Raw genomic sequence first — 23,636 nt, forward strand, 5'->3', positions numbered from 1 at the left:
GCCGGTGGGCCGGACCCCGCGAACCGGTCCGTCGAGTCGCCGGGACCGCGCCTGAGCGGCGCGCGGTCCCGGATGCGCCGGTCACCCGTGGGGACGGGGTACCGACGTGCGTACGACGAAGCCCCCCGTGCGAGCGGCGCGGGGGGCTTCGCCGTGCGTGCCCGCACCCCCGCGTGGGGCGGGCGGCACGTGTCAGTCGGACGCGTGGGCGCCGACGCCCTCGTCGTCGACGTTCTCGTCCTCCGTGCGGTGCAGGAAACGGATCATCGGTGCGTTGTCGAACTGCACCACCTCCACGCCCTCCTCCGTATGGCGTTCCACGACCAGCTGCGTCCGTCCGCACGGCCACACCCGGACGCCGCCACGCTCGGCGGGGCCGTTCAGGCCGCGCTCCAGCAGCTCGCGGTCGAACGACCAGTCGATGCCGCCCGGGAAGGCGAGGTGGACGTTTCGGGGGTCGGTGTCGGCGTCGTACAGCAGGTCCACCGGCACCGCCGGCAGATCGGGGGTGTCGTTGACGAGCCAGGCTTCGGCCTGTTCATGGATCACGGGGGGCATGGCGGACTCCTCGTGTGTGTTCTTCCCCGCATCAAATGTCGCATATTTCATTCCGTGAGCGCTTTCAGCGGGTGCCCGGTACGGGTGTATCCACCGGTTCTCGGGCGCGCCGGAGTCGGGGATGTCACTCGGGCTGTGACCCACTCGCTCTTGCGAAGGGTTTGCAACAAGGCCCTATCATTGAGCGGTTCACGACATCCGACGTCCGCGACCACGCGGGACCGCAGGAAGCGGAGCCCTCATGCACGTACCCGACGGATTCATCGACCCACCCGTCTCCGCCGTCGCCGGAGTCGTCGCCGCCGGCGCGGTGGCCGTCAGCCTGCGGGGCGCGCGACGGGAGCTGGGGGGCACCTCCCGCTCGAGCGCAGCCGAGAGTGGGGGAGAGCGCACCGCTCCGCTGGCCGGTCTCGTGGCCGCGTTCATCTTCGCGGTGCAGATGTTGAACTTCCCGGTCGCGGCGGGCACCAGCGGGCACCTGCTGGGCGGGGCGCTCGCCGCGATACTCGTCGGGCCGTACACCGGAGTGCTCTGCGTCTCCGTGGTCCTGCTGATGCAGGGCATCCTGTTCGCCGACGGCGGTCTCACCGCGCTCGGCGTCAACGTGCTCGACATGGGCATCGTGACCACCGTCGTCGCGTACGCCGTCTTCCGCGGGCTGACCGGTGTGCTGCCGCGGTCCCGTCGTTCCACGACCATCGCGTCCTTCGTCGCCGCTCTGCTCTCCGTACCGGCCGCGGCCTGCGCCTTCACGCTGATCTACTGGATCGGCGGCACCACGGACATCCCGATCGGCAAGGTCTTCACCGCGATGGTCGGCGTCCATGTGCTGATCGGTGTCGGCGAGGCCGTGATCACCGCGCTGACCGTCGGCGCCGTCCTCGCCGTGCGCCCCGACCTGGTGCACGGGGCCCGTGGACTCGCCGCCCCGCTCAAGCTCCGGGTCGACGGCGAACTCGTCGACGCCCCCACCCGGCAGCCCGTCGCCCCGGTCGCCGCCCGCTCCCACCGGGGCTTCTGGGCCGTCGGCCTGGTCACCGCCCTCGTCCTGGCGGGATTCGTCTCCTTCTACGCCTCCTCGTCCCCCGACGGCCTGGAGAAGGTCGCCGCCGACCACGGCATCGACAAGAAGACCGAGGAACACGCCGCCAAGGACTCCCCGCTCGCCGACTACGGCGTCAAGGACGTCTCCGACGCCCGGCTCTCCGGCGGTCTCGCCGGAGTGATCGGCGTCGGTGCCACGGTCGTGGTGGGCAGCGGGGTCTTCTACGTGATCCGCCGCCGTCGCACCCCGGACGCGACCATCGGTGCCGCGACCGCAGGCAGCGCGCGCGGCGGGGAAGACGCCTGACATGGGCGCCGGCCACGCGCACCGGCTCCACCGGCCCGGCCGCTCGCCGGTCCACGAGCTGCCGCCGCACTGCAAGCTGGCCGCCGCCTTCTGCTTCGTCGTGGTCGTCGTCTCGACACCGCGCGAGGCGATGTGGGCGTTCGCGCTGTACGCCGTACTGCTCGGCGCCGTCACCGCCCTGGCCCGGATCCCCGCCGGATTCCTGCTCAAGCGGCTGCTCATCGAGGTGCCGTTCGTCGCGTTCGCGCTGCTCATGCCGTTCGTGGTGCCCGGAGAACAGACCCAGGTGCTCGGCCTCTCCGTCAGCGTCCCCGGCCTCTGGGGCACCTGGAACGTCCTCGCCAAGGGCACCCTCGGCGTCGCCGCCTCCGTGCTCCTCGCCTCCACCACCGAACTGCGGTCGCTGCTGCTCGGCCTCCAGCGGCTCAGGCTGCCCCCGCTCCTCGTCCAGATCGCGTCCTTCATGATCCGCTACGGCGATGTGATCAGCGACGAGATGCGCCGGATGTCGATCGCCCGCCGCTCGCGCGGTTTCGAGGCACGTGGGATACGCCAATGGGGTGTCCTGGCCAAGTCGGCCGGCGCGCTCTTCATCCGGTCGTACGAGCGCGGCGAACGCGTCCACCTCGCCATGGTCAGCCGCGGCTACGCCGGTTCCATGCCGGTCATCGACGAGGTGACGGCCTCCCGGACCCAATGGGCGTACGCCGCCGCCCTCCCCGTCCTCGCCCTCGTCGTATGTCTGCTGGGATGGACCGTATGAGCACGCCCACGTCCACGTCCGCCGCCGCGCCCTCGCTGGAGGTCAGCGGTCTCGCGTACGCCTACCCCGACGGTCACCAGGCCCTCTTCGGGGTGAACCTCACCGTCGGCCGGGGCGAGCGCGTCGCGCTGCTCGGCCCGAACGGAGCAGGCAAGACCACCCTCGTCCTCCACCTCAACGGCATCCTCGACGCGGGCGTGGGCACCGTCCGCGTCGCCGGGCTACCCGTGGAGAAACGCAACCTCGCGGAGATCCGCCGCCGCGTCGGCATCGTCTTCCAGGACCCCGACGACCAGCTCTTCATGCCCACCGTCCGCGAGGACGTGGCCTTTGGCCCCGCCTCCTGCGGGCTGCGCGGCGCCGAACTGGAGGAACGCGTCACCGAGGCGCTGAAGCGGGTGGGCATGGAGGCGTACGCGGACCGCCCGCCGCACCACCTCTCCTTCGGGCAGCGCCGCCGCGTCGCCGTCGCCACCGTCCTCGCCATGCGGCCGGAGATCCTCGTCCTGGACGAGCCGTCGTCCAACCTGGACCCGGCCTCGCGGCGCGAACTGGCCGACATCCTGAGGTCCCTGGACGTCACCGTGCTCATGGTCACGCACGACCTGCCGTACGCCCTGGAACTCTGCCCGCGCTCGGTGATCCTGAGCGAGGGCGTCATCGCCGCCGACGACCGCACCCAGGACCTGCTCTGTGACGAGGAGCTGATGCGCGCCCACCGCCTGGAGCTGCCCTTCGGTTTCGATCCGCGTTCCGTCACCGTGGACACCACGCGGCGTTGAGCGTTCCGGCCCGCGCCGGCCGGCCCTTTCGCCGGCTTCCGGCGGATCCGTCCGTGCGCCTGCCCGTGGATCCGTCCACGAACCCGCTCGCGAATCCGTCCGTGGATCCGCCCGCGAACGCGCCCGCGAATCCGTCCGCGAATCCGTCCGTGAACTTCGGGTGACCCGCCACCCGTCCGGCCCCCGGAGGGATGCACCATGGAGGGATGAGCGGGAGCGGGAGCGCAGGAGCAGGCGTGGACGTACGCGGCACGGTGGCGGCCGGATTCGAACCGGTCCGGGACGCCTTCGTCCGCAACTTCGAGCAGCGCGGCGAACGTGGCGCGGCCGTCACGGTCTACCGGGACGGCCGCAAGGTCGTCGACCTGTGGGCCGGTACGAGAGACGTCGACGGTACCGAACCGTGGGCCGTGGACACCGTCCAGATCGTCCGCTCCGCGGGCAAGGGCATCGCCTCCGCCGTACCGCTGCTGCTGCACCAGCGCGGCCAGCTCGACCTCGACGCCCCGGTCGGCACGTACTGGCCGGAGTTCAAGGCGGGTGGCAAGGAACGCGTCCCGGTCCGCCACCTGCTCGCGCACCGGGCCGGCATCCCCGCCCTCGACTGCCCGTTGACCCCCTCCGAGGCCACCGACGGGATCTCCGGGCCGCAGGCCGTCGCCGCCCAGTGTCCCCAGTGGGAGCCCGGCACCGGACACGGCTACCACGCCCAGACCTACAGCTTCCTCATCGGTGAACTGGTGCGCAGGGTCACCGGGCGCACGGTCGGCCGCTGGATCGCCGAGGAGATCGCCCGCCCGCTCGGCCTGGACTTCTGGTTCGGCCTCCCGGACGACGAGGCGCACCGGGTGGGACGGATCGGTCCCGTCGAGACTCCGGACGGGCCGGGCGGCGGCGCCCTGCGGCTGCGTCCCAAGCGGTCCGTCGCCGAGGCGTACCGCGACCCGCTGTCCCTCACCCGCCGCGCCTTCGGGGCCATCGACCCACTGCCCGACGAGAACGACCCCGGCTACCGGGCGGCCGAACTCCCCGCCTCCAACGGCATCGCCACCGCCCGTGCCCTGGCCCGCTGCTACGCCGCGATGATCGGCCCGGTCGACGGGCACCGGCTGTTCGCCCCCGCCACGCTCACCCTGGCCCGTACCGAGGAGTCGGCCGGACCGGACCGGGTCCTGGTCGTCAACACCCGTTTCGGACTGGGCTACATGCTGCACGGACCGGCCGCCCCGCTGCTGGCCCCCGGCTCCTTCGGGCACCCCGGCCGGGGCGGATCGCTGGGCTTCGCCGACCCCGAATCCGGCATCGCCCTCGGCTATGTGACGAACGGTCTGCAGAAGGGAGTCACCGCCGATCCCCGTGCCCAGGCACTGATCAGGGCAGTACGGTCGGCGCCATGACTCCTGCTGCTTCCTCCGATTCCCCCGTCGCCCGCACCGACTCCCCTTCTCCTCGGGCCGATTCACGGTTCGAGGGATACGGCGTGCTCATCACCGGAGCGGGCCAGGGCATCGGCGCGGCCACGGCCCGCCGCCTGGCCTCCGAGGGCGCCCGGGTCCTGGTCACCGACCTGGACGGCGACCGCGCCGAACGCACCGCGGCCGCCATACGCACCACGGGCGCGACGGCCGAGGCGCTGTCCTGCGACGTGGCCGACCGGGCGGCGGTCGAGGCCGCGGTCGCGCACGCGGTCGCCGCGTTCGGCTCCCTCGACGTGCTGGTGAACAACGCGTACGCGTGCACCGCCGACACCCCGCTCTTCGAGGACGCACCCGACGAGTCCTGGCAGCGCGACCTGGACATCACGCTCACCGGCCCGTACCGCTGCGCCCGCGCCGCCCTCCCGCACCTGGTGGCCTCCGGGCGGGGCGCGATCGTCAACATCGGCTCGGTCAACGGCGAGCAGGACTTCGGCAATCACGGCTACAGCGCCGCCAAGGCGGGCCTGGCCAGCCTGACCCGTACCCTCGCGGGCCACGCGGGACCGCGCGGCGTGCGCGTCAACCTGGTCGCCCCCGGCACGGTCCGTACCGACGCCTGGGCGGGCAAGGACGCCGAACTGGCCCGGGCCGGCGGCCTCTACCCGCTCGGCCGGGTCGGCGAGCCGGAGGACATCGCGTCCGCCGTCGCGTTCCTCGCCTCCCGCGACGCGGCCTGGATCACGGGGACGACGCTCCGGGTGGACGGCGGACTGACCGCCGTCAACTACGGCTTCCGGAAGGCGATGTCGGGGGAGTAGCGGGGTGCTCGCGCGATGCCCGCCCCACCGTGTCGTACGGCGGGACGGGCATCGTGCGATCCACGCGGCGACGGGCACCGACGGGGCGTGCGAACGGTCGGCCGACGGTCGACGGGTCAACCGCCGGTCGACGGGTCAACCGACGCCTGGTGGGCCGACCGCTGGTCGACGGGTCAGCCGTTGGCCAGCGGGGTGTCGTCGGTGGTCCTGCGCCACAGCCGGTCGGAGCTGGGCTGGGCGATGTTCAGGTAGAGGCTGTCCCAGCTGCCGTCGTTGTACTTGTTCAGGCTGAGTGCGAGCTTCTCGTCCACCATCGGGCGGTACATCCACCAGCCCGTGTAACTGTCGCCGACCCTCTCCGGGTACAGGCTCCACTTCTGCAGCCGCGAACCGTCACAGGTCCGGACGACGACCGTGGTCCCTCGCTGGGGCGTCGCGGCAGCGGGCTGGAGGCACTTGTTCGCGGCCTCGTTCCGCAGCGTGGCGGTGTAGGTGTGGGGGGCGTCCGCCTGCCAGGCGGAGAGGTCGATCTCCCACCGCTCGGTGCTGTACTTCCACGCGGGGTCGCGCAGGGTGATGCCGGTGGCGCCCTCGGCGGTGCTGTTGCCGAGCAGTGCCAGGCGGCTCCCGTCCATCTTGTTGATCAGGTCCTGGCCGGGGAGGGGCGCCGCGGAGACCGGTGCCTGACCGGAGGCGGCGAGGCCGGCCACAGCCAGTACGGCAGCGGCGAGAACCCTGGCGGGGTGAAGGCGCTTGGGCATGGTGGTGTCCCTTTCGGTGCTGGGGAGTGCGCGTCCGGTGCTGAGCGGTGCGCGCGGGCGAGACCTGGGAATCCAAGCAGCCACCACCCCCGCCGAGACGGGGGGCGCGGTGCGGGTGTGCCCCCTTTCACCCCATTGGCGCCCCACCCCGGCGCAGGCCCACCCCGTCGGACGCCACCCCTTCCCGCGTCGGCTCAACTCGTGTGGAGCATCAGCCCGATGCCGACGACCATCAGCCCCGCCGCCGCGAGGCGCGGCGCGCCGAACCGTTCCTTGAAGAACAGCGTCCTCATGGCCGCACCGACGATGATCGACGACTCCCGGAGCGCCGCGACCGGGGCCAGTGCCGCCCGGGTCTGCGCCCACAGGACGAGACCGTACGCGGCCATCGACAGCGCCGCGCCCAGCAGCCCGCGGGCGGCGTACGGGCGCAGCTGCGCCAGGAGTTCGCCCCGCCGCCGGTACAGCGCGTACGCCGGGATGACCAGGCCCTCCAGGATCATCAGCCAGACGGTGTAGCCCAGCGGGGTGCCCGAGGCCCGCACCCCGACCCCGTCGACCGTGGTGTACCCGGCGATGGCCAGACCGGTCGCGACGGCGGCGAGCAGCGCCGGCCAGTCGGGTCGCCCGCCGGACCCGCGGATGCCCCAGAGGGCCAGCCCCACCAGCCCCGTCGAGGCCACCGCGACCCCCGCCGCGACCCAGGCGTCCGGGCGTTCGCCGACGAAGACGGCGGCGAGGACGGTCACCACCAGCGGGGCCGTGCCCCGGGCGATCGGATACATCTGCCCGAAGTCGCCCAGCGTGAACGAACGCATCAGCAGCAGCATGTACACCACGTGCAGAGCGGCCGAGACCGCGAGGTACGGCCAGGCCCCGGCGGCCGGGAACGGAACGAAGCAGGCTGCCGCCGCACTGATCAGCAGCGCGCCCCCGGAGATCAGGGTGAAGGAGACGAGCTTGTCCTCGATCGCGTGTGCGATGGCGTTCCAGCTGGCGTGGGTGACCGCGGCGACGAGTACGGCGAACGCGACCAGCGGTGTCACGCGGAGCGCTCGCGCACGTCCACCAGGGTGGCGCCGGCGTGCCTGATCAGCGTCTCGGGGTCGAGGGGGAAGACCGTGTGCGGGGTGCCCGCAGCCGCCCACACCACTTCGTGCTCCAGCAGCCCCCGGTCGGCCAGCACCCGGGTCCTCGTCCGGTGCCCGAAGGGCGGCACACCCCCGATCGCGTACCCGGTGGTCTCCCGGACGAGGTCGGCCTTGGCGCGCCTGACCTTCCCGGACCCCAACTCCGCGCGGACCCGCTCGACATCGACCCGCGAGGCGCCGTCCATCAGGACCAGCACCGGGACGCCGTCCGCCTCGAAGACCAGCGACTTGGCGATCTCCGCGAGCCCGCAGCCGATCGCGGCCGCGGCCTCGGCGGCGGTACGCGTGGCCTCGGGGAACCGGCGTACCTCGACATCGAGCCCCAGCTCCCGCAGGGCCTCGGCGAATCGGGGGTGGGCGTCGGACGGGGTAGTGGCGGTGCTGTTCGCGGCGTCAGGAGTAGTCATGTCCGCACGCTACCGAGGGCCATGGCACGCCTGCGTGACGGGGGACGCCCGACCGCTTGCGGCCCCGCGAACCCGCACACGGTGCTCCGCCCGACGAACCCGCGCGCAGCACCCCCGCGCCACCACCGGGCACGTCACGCCCGGGGACACTTCGTCGTCACCGCGACTCTCAAGGAATCAGACGGCGTCAACAACCAGTGGTGCGAGCCAGTAGCCAACGGGTCCCCGGTCAACGGAGTCACGCCAAAGAAAAGATCACGAGCTCGCCAGGACGAGTGAGAGGGGATGCCGAAAGCGCTCATCTTTCCTTTGAGTAGTTCACGACGTAACTGATGGTCAGTACGAGTCCGAGAAGGCCGATGCCGAACAGCCCAAGGACCCGGGGGGCTCCGGCATGGTCTGCCACGCCTCTGATCCCGCCGGTGATACCGCCGACGGATGCGCAGACACCGAGGACGAACGTGCGCGATCCACGGGGCCTGAACCAGCGCCAGGGACGGAACTGGCGCTGCCGAGAGGAAGGAGTACGGCCGGAGCGCGTCATTTGTATTTCACCGGCCTGGGCTCGCTCGGGGCGACTGCTCGGGTTTCCCCTTCCTCCTTCACTTGGCCTGGTGGACACAGTTCCTCCTGCTTCCTGCCATGGCGTGGAGTGCCAACGCTTCATGCGCCCCGCCGCCGACAGCTTGGCACATCCATTCCGTTGTTCCGCCGCCGTGTCCGTCGCCTAGCCCGCCGCGGTTCACGAACCCGCGCGCAGCACCGCCGCCACCACCGGGCCCGCCGCGTCGCCGCCGTGGCCACCGGACTGGACCACCGCGGCGGCGGCCAGGTCGTTGCTGAAGCCGGTGAACCAACTGTTGGACGTGGCCTGGCCGTCCACCTCCGCCGAGCCCGTCTTCGCCCCCTTGTCGCCGCCGACCGTGGCCATCGCGGCCTTGCCCGTGCCCCAACTCGCGGTCTGCCGCATCATGTTGGTGAGCTGCTGGGACACGGACGGGGACAGCGAACGGGCGGCCCTGGCGATGGGGCGGCCGTCGAGGTCAGGGTCGACGATGATCGGCTGGTGGAAGGTGCCGTTCTTCGCGGTGGCGGTGATGGACGCGACGTTCAGGGCGTTCATCTGGATCGTGCCCTGGCCGATGTACTGGGCGGCGGCCTCGCCCCCGGTGGCCTCCGGAACGCTGCCGTCGAAGGTCGCAACACCCGTCTGCCAGTCCAGGCCGATCCCGAAGACGTCACGGGCCTCCTTGGCGAGCGCCGCGTCGTCCTTCGTGTCGTCGATCAGCTTGATGAAGGCGGTGTTGCAGGACCGGGCGAAACTCGTCGTCAGGGTGCCGTCCGGGATGGAGAAGTCGTCCAGGTTCTTGAAGGTGCGGCCCATGTACATCGCGGTGGGCGGGCACTCGATCTTCTGGTTCGCGGAGGTGAGCCCCTTCTCGATCAGCGTCGCCGCGGTCACGATCTTCATCGTCGAACCGGGCGCCTGCTTGCCGAGGAACGCCGCGTTGAATCCGTCGGCCGGGTTGTTGGCGACCGCCCGTATCGCCCCCGTGGACGGCCTGATCGCGACCACCGATGCCTGCTTGTACTTCTTCACCGCCGTCTCGGCCGCCGCCTGGGCGTTCGCATCCAGTGTGGTCCGCAGCCTGCCCGGTCTGCCCTTGCCGAGGGTGACCAGGGTCTTGTCCGGGCCGCCCGCTTCCGCGCTCTCGATCACGGTCTCGATGCCCGCGGTGCCGCCCGCCTTCTCCCCGTACTTCTCGCGCAACGTGTCCAGGATCGGGCCCAGGGAGGGGTACTTCTCCCTGGTGAGCACCTTGCCGTTGTGGTCCACCGCCTCGATCGACGGCGACGACGCCTCCTTGGTCTTCAACGATGTACCGGCCGTCAGCTCCGGGTGGATCACGGCGGGCTTCCAGTCGACCAGCGGCCTGCCGGTGGTCCGACCGCGCACCACGGTCAGTTCGGACGCGTACGACCAGGGCTTCGACTTCCCGCCGAACGACACGGTCGCCTTCACCGTGTACGGCACCTTCGTGCCGACCGCCGCGCCCGGGGTGATCACCGCCCGGCTGACGTGGGCCTCGTCCCGGTAGCCGGCGAGGACCGGTTCGGCCTCGGTCGCGTTGTTGGTGAGCTGCGACGCGATGGCCGAGTCACCGCTCGCCCAGGCGTCGAGGAACCTCTTCGACACGTCGTCGATCTCCGCCTTGGTGACCGGTCCCGTCCGCACCTCGGCGGAAGTGGTCCCCGTGCCCGACCCGCCGTCGGCGTCGTTCAGCGTGTTCAGGACGTTGTACGCCCCGTAACCCACCCCGCCGGCCACGACCGCGAACACGCCGCCGACGATCGCCACCTTCGCTCCACTGCGCACCCTTGCAGTCCCCTCCCCAGGAGTTCCCCCCTTGAACGCGTTCAAGTGAACGTGTTCAAGCGGATGCCGCTGGGCACCCTACGGGACACCATCGACAACCGGGACCACCGTTATCGGAACGGGATATGTGCGGCCTGAACGCATCGGGACGTGCCGGGGCACGCCGGTCGGATCCGCGAGACGTGCCGCTCAGGTCCGGGCGACCTTCCGATTCGAGGATGTGGCGATCGGACCGGGGCGGCGTGCTCGTCGGATCCGGGTGTGCTCGTCAGATCCAGGTGTCCAGCCACATCCGTGCGCGCCAGGAGTCGTCCGGGATCGGGGTGCCGGTGTAGATCGGCCAGAAGTAGATGAAGTTCCAGATGATCAGCAGCACCAGCACGCCCGCCGCGACCGCCCCCAGCGTCCGGCGCCAATCGCTCGACACATCACCGCTCGGCGGGCCGGTCTCCCATGTCGGTCCGAGGCCCGCGCCCGCAGCGGTTTCCCGGCCCGCACCAGTTCCCGTGCCCGTGCCCGTGCCCGTAGCGCCCGTGTCCGTAGCAACCGCACTCGTCCCCGGGCCCAGCATCGCGCCGATCATCATCGCCACCGCCAGACATAGGAACGGCACGAACACGACCGCGTAGAAGAGGAAGATCGTCCGCTCCTGGTACAGGAACCAGGGCAGCCAGCCCGCCGCCACTCCGCAGGCGATCGCGCCCGCCCGCCAGTCGCGCCGGAAGATCCACCGCCACAGCACGTACACCAGGGCGAAGCACGCCGCCCACCACAGCAGCGGCGTCCCGATGGCGAGCACCTCGCGGGAGCACTTGCCGGTCGCCGATTCCGCGCAGCCCGGCTGCTCCGCCCAGAAGTACGACACGGGCCGGCCGAGCACGATCCAGCTCCACGGGTTGGACTCGTAGGTGTGGCCGGAGGTCAGGTTCACGTGGAACTCGTAGACCTGGTGCTCGTAGTGCCACAGGCTGCGCAGCCAGTCCGGCAGCCAGGTCCAGGCGCCGCCCTTGCCGTCGGTCTGTGCCCAGTCGCGGTAGTAGCCCTTGCCGGTGACGATCCACCCCGTCCAGGAGACGACATACGTGAGGACCGCGACCGGGACCGTCGAGACGAACGCCGGCAGCAGGTCCCGCTTCAGCACCGCCGTGTACGGGCGGATCGCGCCCGCCGTCCGCCGCGCGCCCACGTCCCACAGCACCGTCATCAGACCGAACGCGGCCAGGATGTAGAGACCGTTCCACTTGGTGGCGAAGGCCAGCCCCAGCAGCACACCGGCGGCGATCCGCCAGGGGCGCCACCCGAGCCGCAGATGCTCCGCCACGTCCACGTCGGGCCGCAGCACCCCCTCCTCGTCCACCGGCAGCGCGTCGGCGAGCCTGCGCCGCGCCCGGTCACGGTCGATCAGCAACGCCCCGAACGCGGCCACCACGAAGAACATCAGCACCAGGTCGAGCAGTGCGGTGCGGCTCATCACGAAGTGCAGACCGTCGAACGCGAGCAGCGTCCCGGCCAGGCATCCCAGGAACGTCGAACGGAACAGCCGCCGTCCGATCCGGCACAGCATCAGCACCGAGAGCGTGCCGAGCACCGCCACCATGAACCGCCAGCCGAACGGCGTGAAGCCGAAGAGCTGCTCGCCCAAGCCGATGATCCACTTGCCGACCGGCGGATGCACCACATAGCCCGGGTCCACCGGGACGGTCACCTTGGACGGGTCTTCCAGGATCAGCTTGTCGATGTTCTTGGGCCAGTCGCCCTCGTACCCCTGGTTGATCAGCGCCCAGGAGTCCTTGGCGTAGTACGTCTCGTCGAATATCAGCGCGTGCGGGCTGCCCAGCCTCCAGAACCGCAGCACCCCGGCGACCAGCGCCACCAGCAGCGGACCGCCCCACGCGGACCACCGCACCAGGCGCCCGGCCATGGCCGGGGAGATCCCGAGCACCGCCCACAGCTGGGCACCGGGCCGCGCGTACGGAGGCACCAGCCGCTCACGCAGCCCGATCCCGGGCCGGGGCACATGGCCGAAGCGGCGCAGCCGTCGCTGCCAGGAGGTCGATTCCTCGCCGTGCGGATGTCCGGCGTCTTGGCCCGGCCGGGCGTCGGGCGCAGTACTCGTCACCGCGCCATCGTAGGGAACCGCCGCGCCGACGCAGGGGACGCGTCCGTCCGGGCGTCGTCGTCCGTCCCGCGTCATCCGTCCCGGGGAGTCCCAGGGGGCCCGGGATTCCCTGGGGGTTACGGGGCCAGGGGCCCTGCAGTCACCGGAGTCCTGGTGGTCCCTGCGGTCCTGGTGGTTCCGGTGGTCCTGGTGGTCCCTGCGGTTCCGGTGGTCTTGGTGGCCCTTGTGGTCCTGGTGGTCCCTGCGGTCCCAGCGGTTCTCGGGGGCCTGGGAGGATGGCCCATGTGACTGGAACGACCGGAACGAATGGAACGACTGCCATGGCGGGCACGACCGGAACGCTGGTGCTCGCGGGAACCCCCATCGGCGACGTGGCGGACGCCCCGCCGCGCCTCGCCACGGAACTGGAGTCGGCCGACGTCGTCGCCGCCGAGGACACCCGCCGGCTGCGCCGCCTCACCCAGGCGCTCGGCATCCACACCACGGGCCGGGTCGTCTCCTACTTCGAGGGCAACGAGTCGGCCCGTACCCCGGAACTCGTCGAGGCCCTGACCGGCGGCGCCCGCGTCCTGCTGGTCACGGACGCCGGGATGCCGTCCGTCTCCGACCCCGGCTACCGGCTCGTGGCCGCCGCCGTGGAGCACGGCATCAGGGTCACCGCCGTGCCCGGCCCGTCCGCGGTGCTCACCGCGCTCGCCCTGTCCGCCCTGCCCGTCGACCGCTTCTGCTTCGAGGGCTTCCTGCCGCGCAAGGCGGGCGAACGGCTCGGCAGGCTCCGCGAGGTCGCCGCCGAGCGCCGCACCATGGTCTTCTTCGAGGCCCCGCACAGGCTCGACGACACCCTCGCGGCGATGGCCGAGGTCTTCGGCGCCGACCGCCGGGCCGCCGTGTGCCGGGAGCTGACCAAGACCTACGAGGAAGTGAAGCGCGGCCCGCTGGGCGATCTGGCGGCCTGGGCGGCCGAGGGGGTGCGCGGCGAGATCACCGTCGTCGTCGAGGGCGCGGCCGACACCGGACCCGAGGAACTGGACGCCGAGGAGCTGGTACGCAGGGTGCGGGTGCGCGAGGAGGCGGGGGAGCGACGCAAGGAAGCCATCGCAGCCGTCGCCGCGGAGGCGGGACTGCCCAAACGCGAGGTCTTCGACGCCGTCGTAGCGGCAAAGAACGCGGCGCGAACCGGCCCTGCGGAAGGCAAAGGACTATCGTAAAAAGCAAAGTGCGAGCCGCGCACCGGGCTTTTCTGCCATGAGAAGGCCAAAACCGCTCCAACACTCGACAGGGCCTGATGCGCTCCCGCCGGTACGGGCGTCCACTGGACCGGGGACCCACTCCCCGGAGTGCCGGTCCGGAGGACAAAGGAGCAGGCATGAGCGAGATCGCAGCAACCACCGTGCACGAGGCGTACGCCTTCGCTTGCATGAGGTGTGGGTACGGCTGGGAACAGTCCTACGAGATAGAGCATCACGTCGACGGTTCCGGTAAACCCTTCATCATCTACAAGGCGGACGGAGAGCGAGTGCCCTCGCCACTCTCCAGGCCCACCTGCGTGAACTGCGGCGGTCACGTCGTCCGGATAATGCGGGCCGGACGGGTGTCGACCGTCCAGCAGTTGCTGCACCACTCCCGGCCGGGCCGGGCCGCGGCGGAGGGCCCCGGCGGTCCGGAGGACCGTGTTGCCCCGGCGGGCCCCATCGGCGCCGGGGGTGTCATCGAAGCGCCCAAGGGCGAGCAGCACCACTGGCAGCTGTCCAACCTGCTGCATCCGTTCCACCGGAAGTGACCGGCGTTCCACCGGAAGTGACCGGACGCCGCCGGAAGTGACCGGACGCCGCCGGGCACGCGGCATCAGGTGCCGGGCGCGGATCGCCCGGGTACGGGGAGCTGGTACGGGGAGCCGTCGTAGGACCCTCGTACGATCGTCGGCATGAGCCGCTCCGAAGCCCCGCCGTTGCCCGAGCCCCTCCGGGTACCGGTCGCCGATTCGCACACCCACTTGGACATGCAGGACGCGACCGTGGAGGAGAGCCTGGCCAGGGCCGCCGCGGTCAACGTGACCACCGTGGTCCAGGTGGGCTGCGACGTCGTCGGCTCGCGGTGGGCCGCCGAGACCGCCGCCGCGCACCCGAACGTGCACGCGGCGGTCGCCCTGCACCCCAACGAGGCGCCGCGCATCGTGCACGGAGATCCCGAAGGCTGGTCGCGCCAGGGGGCGCGCGAGGCGGGCGGGACGGCAGCCCTGCACGAGGCGCTGGCCGAGATCGACGCACTGGCCGCGCTCGACCACGTACGCGGTGTCGGCGAGACCGGCCTCGACCACTTCCGTACCGGCCCCGAGGGCATGGCAGCGCAGGAGGAGTCGTTCCGGGCCCACATCGAGATCGCCAAACGGCACGGCAAGGCGCTCGTCATCCACGACCGCGAGGCGCACGCGGACGTGCTGCGCGTGCTGGCCGACGCGGGCGCGCCCGAGCGGACCGTGTTCCACTGCTACTCCGGCGACGCCGACATGGCCCGGATCTGCGCGGACGCCGGGTACTTCATGTCCTTCGCAGGGAACGTCACCTTCAAGAACGCCCAGCCCCTGCGCGACGCGCTCGCGGTCGCCCCGACGGAGCTGATCCTGGTCGAGACGGACGCGCCGTTCCTGACGCCCGCGCCCTACCGGGGGCGGCCCAACGCCCCGTACCTCGTCCCGATCACGCTGCGGGCCATGGCGGAGGTGAAGGGGCTGGACGAGGACACCCTGGCCGAGGCCGTCGCCGACAACACCGCCCGCGCCTTCGACTACTGAGGGCCACCGGCCGCCACCGGGCGGTGCGGCCTCGCGCGGGCGCCGGGCGCTCGCGGGGACGAGTCCCCTCCCGCACGGCCGTACGCTTACCGGGTGAGCACCACAGAGCCCGATGCCCTCCTGGGCCCCGCAGACATCCGCGAGCTGGCCGCCGCGCTGGGCGTGCGCCCGACGAAGCAGCGCGGCCAGAACTTCGTCATCGACGCCAACACGGTCCGCCGGATCGTGCGCACGGCGGAGGTCCGCCCGGACGACGTCGTCGTCGAGGTCGGCCCGGGGCTCGGTTCGCTGACCCTGGCGCTGCTGGAGGCGGCGGACCGGGTGGTCGCCGTCGAGATCGACGACGTGCTGGCGGCGGCCCTGCCGACCACGGTCGCGGCCCGGATGCCGGAACGCGCCGACCGGTTCGCCCTGGTGCACTCCGACGCGATGCTGGTCCGGGAGCTGCCGGGCCCGGCCCCGACCGCGCTGGTCGCGAACCTTCCGTACAACGTCGCCGTGCCGGTGCTGCTGACCATGCTGGAACGGTTCCCGTCCATCGAGCGGACCCTCGTCATGGTCCAGGCCGAGGTCGCCGACCGGCTGGCCGCCCGGCCGGGCAACAAGGTCTACGGCGTGCCGTCGGTCAAGGCCAACTGGTACGCGGACGTCAAGCGGGCCGGGGCCATCGGTCGCAACGTCTTCTGGCCCGCCCCGAACGTGGACTCCGGCCTGGTGTCGCTGGTCCGCCGCACCGAATCCGTCACGACGCGGGCGAGCCGGACCGAGGTCTTCGCGGTCGTCGACGCGGCCTTCGCCCAGCGCCGCAAGACGCTGCGCGCGGCCCTGGCCGGCTGGGCGGGCTCCGCGTCCGCCGCCGAGGCGGCCCTGGTCGCGGCCGGGATCTCGCCGCAGGCCCGGGGCGAGGCGCTGACGGTCGAGGAGTTCGCCGCCATCGCCGAGAACAAGCCGGGCGGGACCGGTCCGGGAGCGAACAGGCCCCGCGAGGACTCGGGGCCGGGTGCGGACACGGACACGAACGACAACAACACGAACACGGCTTCAGGGAGTGGCGAGTGAGCGTCACCGTCCGCGTACCCGCCAAGGTCAACGTCCAGCTCTCGGTCGGCGCCGCGCGCCCCGACGGCTTCCACGACCTGGCCAACGTCTTCCTCGCCGTCGGCCTGTACGACGAGGTCACCGTCGCCCCCGCCGACGAACTGCGGATCACCTGCTCGGGCCCGGATGCCGCGAAGGTCCCGCTGGACGCGACGAACCTCGCCGCCCGCGCCGCGATCGCCCTGGCCGAACGGCACGGCATCGAGCCCGACGTGCACATCCACATCGCCAAGGACATCCCCGTCGCCGGCGGCATGGCGGGCGGCAGCGCCGACGGGGCCGCCGCACTGCTCGCCTGCGACGCCCTCTGGAACACCGGAGCCGACCGGGACGAACTCCTCGCCATCTGCGCGGAACTGGGCAGCGACGTCCCGTTCAGTCTGGTCGGCGGCGCGGCCCTCGGCGTGGGACGCGGCGAGCGGCTGACCCCGATCGAGGTCGGCGGCACGTTCCACTGGGTCTTCGCGGTCGCCGACGGCGGGCTCTCCACCCCGGCCGTCTACGGCGAGTTCGACCGCCTCACCGCCGGTACGGACGTTCCGGCCCCCGTCGCGACCCCGGCGCTCCTGGACGCGCTCCGGACCGGGGACACCACCGCCCTCGCGGGCGCCCTGGGCAATGACCTCCAGCCCGCCGCGCTCTCGCTGCGCCCGGCCCTGGCCGACACCCTCGCCGCGGGCACCGCGGCCGGCGCCCTGGCCGCCCTGGTCTCGGGCTCCGGGCCGACCACCGCGTTCCTGGTGGCGGACGAGGAGACGGCACGCAAGGTGGCCGAGGCGCTGCTCACTTCGGGGACCTGCCGCAACGCCCGGACCGCGGTGTCCCCGGCGCCGGGCGCGATCGTCGTCTGACGGCCCCGTGCGCACGGGGCCGCGCGGTGCTCGGCGCCGGGCCCGGACCCGTCGACCGCGAACGCTTCAGGGACCCGGCGCGGGGAGGTACGAAGAGGCGCGGGGAAAAGCGGGGATCCGGGACCGCCTCCCGGATCCGGGGCCGCTCGTGACCGCCCCCGGGGGCCGGTATCGCCCCCGTGACCGGTCGCCGAGCGTTGCCGCGGCTGCGGGCCGACTACCCTGGGACGTCGATCGAACCCCGGGGCAGGAGCGAAATGGCCGTCAATCTGATCAACGTCGAGCAGGTCGGCAAGGTGTACGGCACCCGTGCCCTGCTCGACAACGTGTCCCTCGGCGTGTCCGAGGGGGACCGGATCGGTGTCGTGGGCCGCAACGGCGACGGCAAGACGACCCTCATCCGCATGCTCGCCAAGCTGGAGGAGGCGGACAGCGGGCGCGTCACCCACAGCGGCGGGCTCCGCATGGGCGTGCTCACCCAGCACGACTCGCTCGACCCGCAGGCGACCATCCGCCACGAGGTGATCGGCGACCTCGCCGACCACGAGTGGGCGGGCAGCGCCAAGATCCGCGACGTGCTCACCGGCCTCTTCGGCGGACTCGCCCTGCCGGGCTTCGAACACGGCCTGGACACCGTCATCGCCCCGCTCTCCGGCGGCGAGCGGCGCCGCATCGCGCTGGCCAAGCTGCTCATCGCCGAACAGGACCTGATCGTCCTCGACGAGCCGACCAACCACCTCGACGTCGAGGGCATCTCCTGGCTGGCCGCTCATCTCCGGGAACGCCGCTCGGCGCTCGTCTGCGTCACCCACGACCGGTGGTTCCTCGACCAGGTCTGCACCCGCATGTGGGACGTCCAGCGCGGCACCGTCCACGAGTACGAGGGCGGCTACAGCGACTACGTCTTCGCACGCGCCGAACGGGAACGGATCGCCGCGACCGAGGAGACCAAGCGCCAGAACCTCATGCGCAAGGAGCTGGCCTGGCTGCGCCGCGGCGCCCCCGCCCGCACCTCCAAGCCGCGCTACCGCATCGAGGCGGCCAACGAACTCATCGCCGACGTCCCGCCGCCGCGCGACACCAGCGAACTGATGAGGTTCGCCAGTGCCAGGCTCGGCAAGACCGTCTTCGACCTGGAGGACGTGACCGTACGGGCGGGCAGCAAGACCCTGCTCGAACACCTCACCTGGCAGCTCGGCCCCGGTGACCGGATCGGCCTGGTCGGCGTCAACGGCGCGGGCAAGACCTCGCTGCTGCGGGCGCTCGCCGAGGCGGCCCGCACCGAGGGCGAGACCCAGCCCGCCGCCGGGCGGGTCGCCGTCGGCAGGACCGTCCGGCTGGCCTACCTCTCCCAGGAGGTCCACGAACTCGCCCCGAACCTGCGGGTGCTGGAAGCCGTCCAGCAGGTACGCGACCGGGTCGACCTGGGCAAGGGCCGGGAGATGACGGCCGGCCAGCTCTGCGAGAAGTTCGGCTTCTCGAAGGAGAAGCAGTGGACCCCGGTCGGCGACCTCTCGGGCGGTGAGCGGCGACGGCTACAGATCCTGCGCCTGCTGATGGACGAGCCGAACGTCCTCTTCCTCGACGAGCCCACCAACGACCTCGACATCGAGACCCTGACCCAGCTGGAGGACCTCCTCGACGGCTGGCCCGGATCGATGGTCGTCATCTCGCACGACCGGTTCTTCGTCGAGCGGACCACGGACCGGGTGATGGCCCTGCTCGGCGACCGCACGCTGCGGATGCTGCCGCGCGGGATCGACGAGTACCTGGAACGCCGACAGCGGATGGAGGAGGCCGCGACCCCCTCCGCCGCGCCCGAACCGGCCAGGCAGCAGGCCGCGCCGACCGCGACGCTCTCCCCGCAGGCCGCCCGTGCGGCCAAGAAGGAGCTGCAGAAGGTGGAGCGGCAGCTCGACAAGGTGGCGACGCGCGAGACCGCCCTGCACGCGCAGATCGCGGAGCACGCCACGGACTTCGAGAAGGTGGCGAAGCTGGACGCGGAGCTGCGCGAACTGGTCGCGGAGCGCGACGAGTTGGAGATGCGCTGGCTGGAACTGGCCGAGGACGCCTGACCCCTTCGGGCCCGGCCGCAGCGCGCGTGACGTGTGCGGTACGCGTCTCGCACGCCGCATACGTCGTCACTCGTCACATGTACGGCGTGCGGGACCTGTGCGGCGTGCGGGACTTGTGCCGTGCGTGACCTGTGCGGCAGGACTGATGCGATGGGCGGGCCCGGCACGGCTGGTGTGACCGCTGTGGCTGGTGGTCCAGCCGGGGCTCGTGAGGCGGGTGGTAGAAAGAAGCCTTGCCCGGTACGGCTCCAGCCGCCGGTCCGATCCGCACGAAGGGGGACGTGCTGATGACCCAGCCGCCCGGCCAGCAACCGCCGCAGGGAGGCTTCGGGGCTCCGTACGACCCGGCGTCGGCGCCGGAAACGCCGTCCTCGCCGCCACCCGCCGGTTTCGGCCCCGGCCCAGTACCGCCCGGCGCCGTACCGCCGCCGGACCAGCCCCGGGCCACGGGTCCGTACGGGCCGGGGGCGTACGGCCCGCCGCCCCCGCAGCCGGGCCCTTATGGTGCGGCCCCCGCGCAGCCGGGCCCGTACGCCCCCGGCCCGTACGCGTACTCGCCGCAGCCCGGCCACGGCCACCCGGCACCACAGCAACCCCAACTCCAGCCGCAGCCGCAGCCGAAGCCCGGCGGTGGCGGGTTCTTCCGGGGCAGGCGCGGCGCGGTCGTCGGGGGCGTGCTCGCGGTGGCGCTGCTGGCCGGAGCCGGCGTCTGGATCGCCACGAGGGGCGACGGCGACGGCGCGGGACCGGTGGCGAAGCCGACCGGCGGTCCCGGGACCGCCTCCCCGTCCGCCGGTGACGGGGGCGCGGGCGGCGGCAAGAACGGGGACACCGGGGACGGCGGCCACGATCTGCGCGCGGAGGCCGCAGAGCTCAACGCCGGGCGCAAGCCCGGCGAGGCCAAGGTGCTGTGGCTCCAGGAGGGCGGCGTCGACCTGCCCCGCAACGGCTATGACGTGCAGGGGCCGTGGCTCGTCGGCAACACCATCGTCAAGGCCATGTATCAGACGGTCTCCGGCTACTCCGTCACCGACGGCGGCCGGAAGTGGAGCCTTGATCTGCCGACCAGGCTGTGTGCGGCGCCCTCGCAGACCACCGCCGACGGCAAGATCGTCCTCGGGGTCGAATCCGGTAGCGGGGACAATGCGGTCTGCGACTCGCTGCAGATGGTCGACCTCACCACCGGCGAGGCCGGCTGGCACAAGAAGTACAAGCGGCAGAGCACCTGGGATTCGTTCTCCCACGTCGCGATGTCCATCAACGGGGACACCGTGACGGTGGGCCGGACCAGCAGGACGGACGCCTTCCGGGTCAGCGACGGTGCCCCGCTCTTCGGGGAGCTGCCGGGCAACTGCCAGCCGTTCGGCTTCACGAGCGGCCCCGTCGCGATCGCCGCCACCAGCTGTCAGACGGCGGCCGACGACCACAAGGAACAGCAGGTCCAGCGCATCGACCCGGCCACCGGCAAGGTCCAGTGGACGTACAAGGTCAAGAAGGGCTGGCAGGTCTCACAGTTCTATTCGGTCAGCCCGCTCGTCGTCTCGCTGAAGCAGGAGGACAAATGGGCCATCGTCGTGCTGAACGAGAACGGGACGTTCCGCTCCCATCTGGTCGGCGGGACCGACGACTACGTGACCAAGTGTGACGACGAATTCGTCGTCCGGGGCCAGAACCTCGACAACTGCCTCGGTGTGGCAGCTGACGACCAGGCGGTCTACCTGGCGACGAAACCGGTCGGGAAGGACCTGACCAACAAGGTCGTAGCCTTCGACCTGAACTCCGGCAAGGCCAAGTGGGAGGCTGCCGCACCGGCCGGTCAGACCCTGATGCCGATGAAGGTGGAGGGCGGCAGGCTGCTGATGTACCTGAGCGCGACGAAGAACAAGGGCGGCGGCATCGCGTCCCTGCCGCCGACCGGCGGCACGCCGCGGATGGAGCTGCGGCACCCGGCGGCGGCGTACACCGTGGAGGAGGGCTTCTCCAGTGCCAGGGTCGTCTATCTGAACCGGCGCAGCTTCCTGGTGCACACGACGATCAGCGGCATCAACGATGAGGAAGAGATGTCGATGAAGTCCATGGTGGCTTTCGGGAATTGACGGTCACGCGCCCGCTCGGCCCGAGGCCGGGGACCCGTCCGGCCCGGGGTCCGGGGCGTGACCGGTCCGGGGTCGGGGGCGTAACAAGGGCATCACGGGGCGGTTCTCCCTTGGGAACAGGGGGTGGACCGACCCGGTGGGCCGGGTGTTGCGGGTGGTACAAAGAAGCCCCGCTCGACTGTCGTAACACCGCGGGAACCATGCCCGATTCGCTCCTTTCCGTGGAGTTCGGGGAGTCTTGTCGGACTCTTTGTGCTTCTCGGAATCGCGGGGGAGACCGGAACGGGCACCGGACCGCACGAAGGGGGACGTGCTGATGAGCCAGCCGCCCGACCAGCAACCGCCGCAGGGAGGCTTCGGCGCACCGCAGGGGCCGCCGCCGGGGAGCCCTCTGCCGCCGCAGACCCCGCCGTCCCCGCAGACCCCACCGGCTCCGCAGACCCCGCCGCCCGCGCAGCCCGGATACGGCTACCCGCAGGCCCCCGGTCAGGCGCCCGGCGCCCCCGGTCACGGCTACCCCCAGCAGCCGGGCCCGTACAACCAGCAACCCGGTCCGTACAACCAGCAGCCGGGGCCCTACGGTCAGCAGCCCGGTCCGTACGGTCAGCAGCCCGGCCCGTACAACCAGCCGACGCAGCCCGGCACCTACAACCAGTCGGCGCAGCCGGGCCCGTACGGCCAGCCTGCGCAGCCCGGCCCCGGCTACCCGCAGCAGCAGTTCCCCGGCGCGCCGGTCCCCGGCGGCCAGGGCGGGGGCGGTGCGTCCAAGCGGAAGCCCGCGCTGATCGCCGGCGCCGCGGCCGCCGCGCTCCTGCTGATCGGCGGTGGCGTCTACGTCGCCACGAGCGGGGACGGCGACGACAAGAAGCCCGTCGCGGAGAAGAGCGACGACGGCAAACCGAGCGCGTCGCCGTCCGTCGACCAGGGTGACGGCAGCGGCGACGGACGCGTCGTCGACGAGGACCTCAACGCCGGGCGCAAGCCGGGCGAGGCGAAGGTCCTCTGGCTGCTGAAGAACGACGTCGACCTGCCGCGCAACGGCTCGACCGTCTACGGCCCCTGGGTCGTCGGTGACACCGTCGTCAAGGGCATGTACCGCGGCATATCCGGCTACTCCGTGACCGACGGCAAGCCGAAGTGGAAGGTGGACCTGCCCGCCGACCTGTGTGCGGCGCCCGCGCAGACCACCACCGACGGCAAGATGGTCATCGGTGTCAAGAACGGGACCACCAGCAAGGCGGACTGCTCGGACCTCCAGATGATCGACCTGAAGACCGGCAAGGCCGGCTGGAAGAAGTCGATCAAGAAGAACGGCATCTGGGACCTGATGTCGGACATCTCGCTCGCCATCAGCGGGGACACGGTCACCGTCGGCCGTACCGGCAACTCCAACGCCTACCGGGTCAGCGACGGCACGGAGCTGTTCGGCAAGCAGCCGGGCAACTGCCAGCCGTTCGCCTTCGCCGGAGGCCCGAAGCTCATCGCCGCCTCCAACTGCCGCACCGGCGACGTCGACAACCCGCAGCACCGGATCCAGGAGATCGACCCGGTCAGCGGGAAGCCCCGGTGGACCTACCAGCCCAAGCGCGGGTGGGAGGTCGACCGGGTCTTCTCGGTGAGCCCGCTGGTCGTCTCCCTGAAGAAGGACAAGGAGTGGAGCATCCTCGCCCTCAGGGAGAACGGGACGTTCCGCACCGGCCTCACCAGTGACAAGGGCGACAAGTTCGCGCCGGACTGCGGCAGCGCGTTCGCCATCTTCGGCAAGTCCCTGGACGGCTGCACCGGTGTCGCCGCCGACGCCAACACCTTCTACATGGCGACCGCGCCGGACTCCGGCCTCGGCCGTACGAACAAGGTCGTGGCGTTCGACCTGAACACCGGCAAGACCAAGTGGAAGGCCGCGGCCCCGGCCGAGAGCGTGATCAAGCCGCTGCGCATGGAGGGCGGTGACGTGCTGCTCTACGTGGAGGCCGGTTACAGCAAGGGCGGCGGCATCGCCACCCTCGCCCCGACCGGCGGCACGCCGAAGATGCTGCTGAGCCACCCCGCGTCGACGGCCAGGATCGAGAGCAGCTTCTACAACTCGAAGGTCGTCTACGCGGACGGCCGGTGCTTCGTCGCGAGCGGCCGGGTCAGCGCGAGCAACGACAAGGAAGAGCTGGAGACGAAGACCATGATGGCCTTCGGCAACTGACGGTCCGCAAGGGCTTTCGGGGCGGA

19 protein-coding genes are annotated in these 23,636 nt (G+C 71.7%); 13 read left to right on the top strand and 6 right to left on the bottom strand.

Annotated features, from left to right (window positions below):
• Positions 1-192: 192 nt before the first annotated feature.
• Positions 193-558 carry an SsgA family sporulation/cell division regulator gene (locus AMK22_RS29355; protein WP_073789979.1) on the bottom strand — a complete coding sequence of 122 codons (366 nt, stop codon included), beginning with the start codon at positions 556-558 and terminating at the stop codon, positions 193-195.
• Between the two features lie 241 nt (positions 559-799).
• Between AMK22_RS29355 and AMK22_RS29360 the strand changes: the two genes are divergently transcribed.
• The 5 genes from AMK22_RS29360 to AMK22_RS29380 all read left to right on the top strand — a co-directional run bounded on the left by AMK22_RS29360 (position 800) and on the right by AMK22_RS29380 (position 5,690).
• The gene (locus AMK22_RS29360; RefSeq protein ID WP_073789981.1) at positions 800-1,909 is read left to right on the top strand and encodes an energy-coupling factor ABC transporter permease; all 1,110 of its coding nucleotides are present in this window, start codon (positions 800-802) and stop codon (positions 1,907-1,909) included.
• A gap of 1 nt (position 1,910) precedes the next feature.
• The gene (gene cbiQ, locus AMK22_RS29365; protein ID WP_073789983.1) at positions 1,911-2,672 is read left to right on the top strand and encodes a cobalt ECF transporter T component CbiQ; all 762 of its coding nucleotides are present in this window, start codon (positions 1,911-1,913) and stop codon (positions 2,670-2,672) included.
• Positions 2,669-3,454, top strand: a complete 786-nt coding sequence (locus AMK22_RS29370) for an energy-coupling factor ABC transporter ATP-binding protein (protein WP_073789985.1) — start codon at positions 2,669-2,671, stop codon at positions 3,452-3,454. The genes cbiQ and AMK22_RS29370 overlap by 4 nt, the downstream gene beginning before the upstream one ends.
• 236 nt (positions 3,455-3,690) lie before the next feature.
• Entirely contained in the window at positions 3,691-4,851 is a 1,161-nt protein-coding gene (locus tag AMK22_RS29375; protein WP_073789987.1) for a serine hydrolase domain-containing protein, read from the top strand.
• Complete coding sequence (locus AMK22_RS29380; protein WP_073789988.1) at positions 4,848-5,690, top strand: SDR family NAD(P)-dependent oxidoreductase; 843 nt, start codon at positions 4,848-4,850, stop codon at positions 5,688-5,690. Before AMK22_RS29375 ends, AMK22_RS29380 begins: the two co-directional genes overlap by 4 nt.
• A 173-nt stretch (positions 5,691-5,863) precedes the next feature.
• Here the strand turns inward: AMK22_RS29380 and AMK22_RS29385 are convergent, their stop codons facing one another.
• From AMK22_RS29385 to AMK22_RS29410, 5 genes are all read right to left on the bottom strand, one after another.
• Positions 5,864-6,451 carry an RICIN domain-containing protein gene (locus AMK22_RS29385; protein ID WP_073789990.1) on the bottom strand — a complete coding sequence of 196 codons (588 nt, stop codon included), beginning with the start codon at positions 6,449-6,451 and terminating at the stop codon, positions 5,864-5,866.
• 194 nt (positions 6,452-6,645) lie between these two features.
• Complete coding sequence (locus AMK22_RS29390) at positions 6,646-7,497, bottom strand: DMT family transporter (RefSeq protein WP_073789991.1); 852 nt, start codon at positions 7,495-7,497, stop codon at positions 6,646-6,648.
• Positions 7,494-8,009, bottom strand: a complete 516-nt coding sequence (locus AMK22_RS29395) for a YbaK/EbsC family protein (protein ID WP_073789993.1) — start codon at positions 8,007-8,009, stop codon at positions 7,494-7,496. Before AMK22_RS29395 ends, AMK22_RS29390 begins: the two co-directional genes overlap by 4 nt.
• A 742-nt stretch (positions 8,010-8,751) precedes the next feature.
• Entirely contained in the window at positions 8,752-10,386 is a 1,635-nt protein-coding gene (locus tag AMK22_RS29405) for a penicillin-binding transpeptidase domain-containing protein (RefSeq protein ID WP_073789995.1), read from the bottom strand.
• A gap of 268 nt (positions 10,387-10,654) precedes the next feature.
• Entirely contained in the window at positions 10,655-12,505 is a 1,851-nt protein-coding gene (locus AMK22_RS29410; RefSeq protein ID WP_073790119.1) for a dolichyl-phosphate-mannose--protein mannosyltransferase, read from the bottom strand.
• 320 nt (positions 12,506-12,825) lie between these two features.
• On the opposite strand from AMK22_RS29410, the gene rsmI reads away from it, so the two are divergent.
• The 8 genes from rsmI to AMK22_RS29455 all read left to right on the top strand — a co-directional run bounded on the left by rsmI (position 12,826) and on the right by AMK22_RS29455 (position 23,610).
• Positions 12,826-13,713 (top strand): 16S rRNA (cytidine(1402)-2'-O)-methyltransferase, encoded by an 888-nt coding sequence (gene rsmI / locus AMK22_RS29420; RefSeq protein WP_073789998.1) that lies wholly within the window; start codon positions 12,826-12,828, stop codon positions 13,711-13,713.
• Positions 13,714-13,871: 158 nt separating this feature from the next.
• The gene (locus AMK22_RS29425; RefSeq protein ID WP_073790000.1) at positions 13,872-14,285 is read left to right on the top strand and encodes a hypothetical protein; all 414 of its coding nucleotides are present in this window, start codon (positions 13,872-13,874) and stop codon (positions 14,283-14,285) included.
• A gap of 144 nt (positions 14,286-14,429) precedes the next feature.
• Complete coding sequence (locus AMK22_RS29430) at positions 14,430-15,296, top strand: TatD family hydrolase (RefSeq protein WP_073790001.1); 867 nt, start codon at positions 14,430-14,432, stop codon at positions 15,294-15,296.
• Positions 15,297-15,389: 93 nt separating this feature from the next.
• Positions 15,390-16,355 carry a 16S rRNA (adenine(1518)-N(6)/adenine(1519)-N(6))-dimethyltransferase RsmA gene (gene rsmA / locus AMK22_RS29435; RefSeq protein WP_073790003.1) on the top strand — a complete coding sequence of 322 codons (966 nt, stop codon included), beginning with the start codon at positions 15,390-15,392 and terminating at the stop codon, positions 16,353-16,355.
• Positions 16,352-17,245: a 4-(cytidine 5'-diphospho)-2-C-methyl-D-erythritol kinase gene (locus tag AMK22_RS29440; protein WP_073790005.1), complete on the top strand. Its 894-nt coding sequence runs from the start codon at positions 16,352-16,354 to the stop codon at positions 17,243-17,245. Before rsmA ends, AMK22_RS29440 begins: the two co-directional genes overlap by 4 nt.
• A gap of 257 nt (positions 17,246-17,502) precedes the next feature.
• Positions 17,503-19,320, top strand: coding sequence for an ABC-F family ATP-binding cassette domain-containing protein (locus tag AMK22_RS29445; RefSeq protein WP_073790007.1), 1,818 nt, complete (start codon positions 17,503-17,505; stop codon positions 19,318-19,320).
• A 287-nt stretch (positions 19,321-19,607) separates the two neighbouring features.
• Positions 19,608-21,416 carry an outer membrane protein assembly factor BamB family protein gene (locus AMK22_RS29450; RefSeq protein WP_073790121.1) on the top strand — a complete coding sequence of 603 codons (1,809 nt, stop codon included), beginning with the start codon at positions 19,608-19,610 and terminating at the stop codon, positions 21,414-21,416.
• A gap of 316 nt (positions 21,417-21,732) precedes the next feature.
• Entirely contained in the window at positions 21,733-23,610 is a 1,878-nt protein-coding gene (locus AMK22_RS29455; RefSeq protein WP_073790122.1) for an outer membrane protein assembly factor BamB family protein, read from the top strand.
• Positions 23,611-23,636: the final 26 nt, after the last annotated feature.

Origin of the sequence: Streptomyces sp. CB01580 (assembly GCF_001905795.1) — a bacterium.
Taxonomy (GTDB): Bacteria; Actinomycetota; Actinomycetes; order Streptomycetales; family Streptomycetaceae; genus Streptomyces.

Excerpts from the sequence above, each read along its gene's own strand:
- rsmI (WP_073789998.1), top strand. The coding sequence starts at position 12,826 with ATGGCGGGCACGACCGGAACGCTGGTGCTCGCGGGAACCCCCATCGGC.
- AMK22_RS29395 (WP_073789993.1), bottom strand. The coding sequence starts at position 8,009 with ATGACTACTCCTGACGCCGCGAACAGCACCGCCACTACCCCGTCCGAC.
- AMK22_RS29455 (WP_073790122.1), top strand. The coding sequence starts at position 21,733 with ATGAGCCAGCCGCCCGACCAGCAACCGCCGCAGGGAGGCTTCGGCGCA.
- AMK22_RS29450 (WP_073790121.1), top strand. The coding sequence starts at position 19,608 with ATGACCCAGCCGCCCGGCCAGCAACCGCCGCAGGGAGGCTTCGGGGCT.
- AMK22_RS29370 (WP_073789985.1), top strand. The coding sequence starts at position 2,669 with ATGAGCACGCCCACGTCCACGTCCGCCGCCGCGCCCTCGCTGGAGGTC.
- AMK22_RS29425 (WP_073790000.1), top strand. The coding sequence starts at position 13,872 with ATGAGCGAGATCGCAGCAACCACCGTGCACGAGGCGTACGCCTTCGCT.
- AMK22_RS29360 (WP_073789981.1), top strand. The coding sequence starts at position 800 with ATGCACGTACCCGACGGATTCATCGACCCACCCGTCTCCGCCGTCGCC.
- AMK22_RS29385 (WP_073789990.1), bottom strand. The coding sequence starts at position 6,451 with ATGCCCAAGCGCCTTCACCCCGCCAGGGTTCTCGCCGCTGCCGTACTG.
- AMK22_RS29380 (WP_073789988.1), top strand. The coding sequence starts at position 4,848 with ATGACTCCTGCTGCTTCCTCCGATTCCCCCGTCGCCCGCACCGACTCC.
- cbiQ (WP_073789983.1), top strand. The coding sequence starts at position 1,911 with ATGGGCGCCGGCCACGCGCACCGGCTCCACCGGCCCGGCCGCTCGCCG.
- AMK22_RS29355 (WP_073789979.1), bottom strand. The coding sequence starts at position 558 with ATGCCCCCCGTGATCCATGAACAGGCCGAAGCCTGGCTCGTCAACGAC.
- AMK22_RS29430 (WP_073790001.1), top strand. The coding sequence starts at position 14,430 with ATGAGCCGCTCCGAAGCCCCGCCGTTGCCCGAGCCCCTCCGGGTACCG.
- AMK22_RS29445 (WP_073790007.1), top strand. The coding sequence starts at position 17,503 with ATGGCCGTCAATCTGATCAACGTCGAGCAGGTCGGCAAGGTGTACGGC.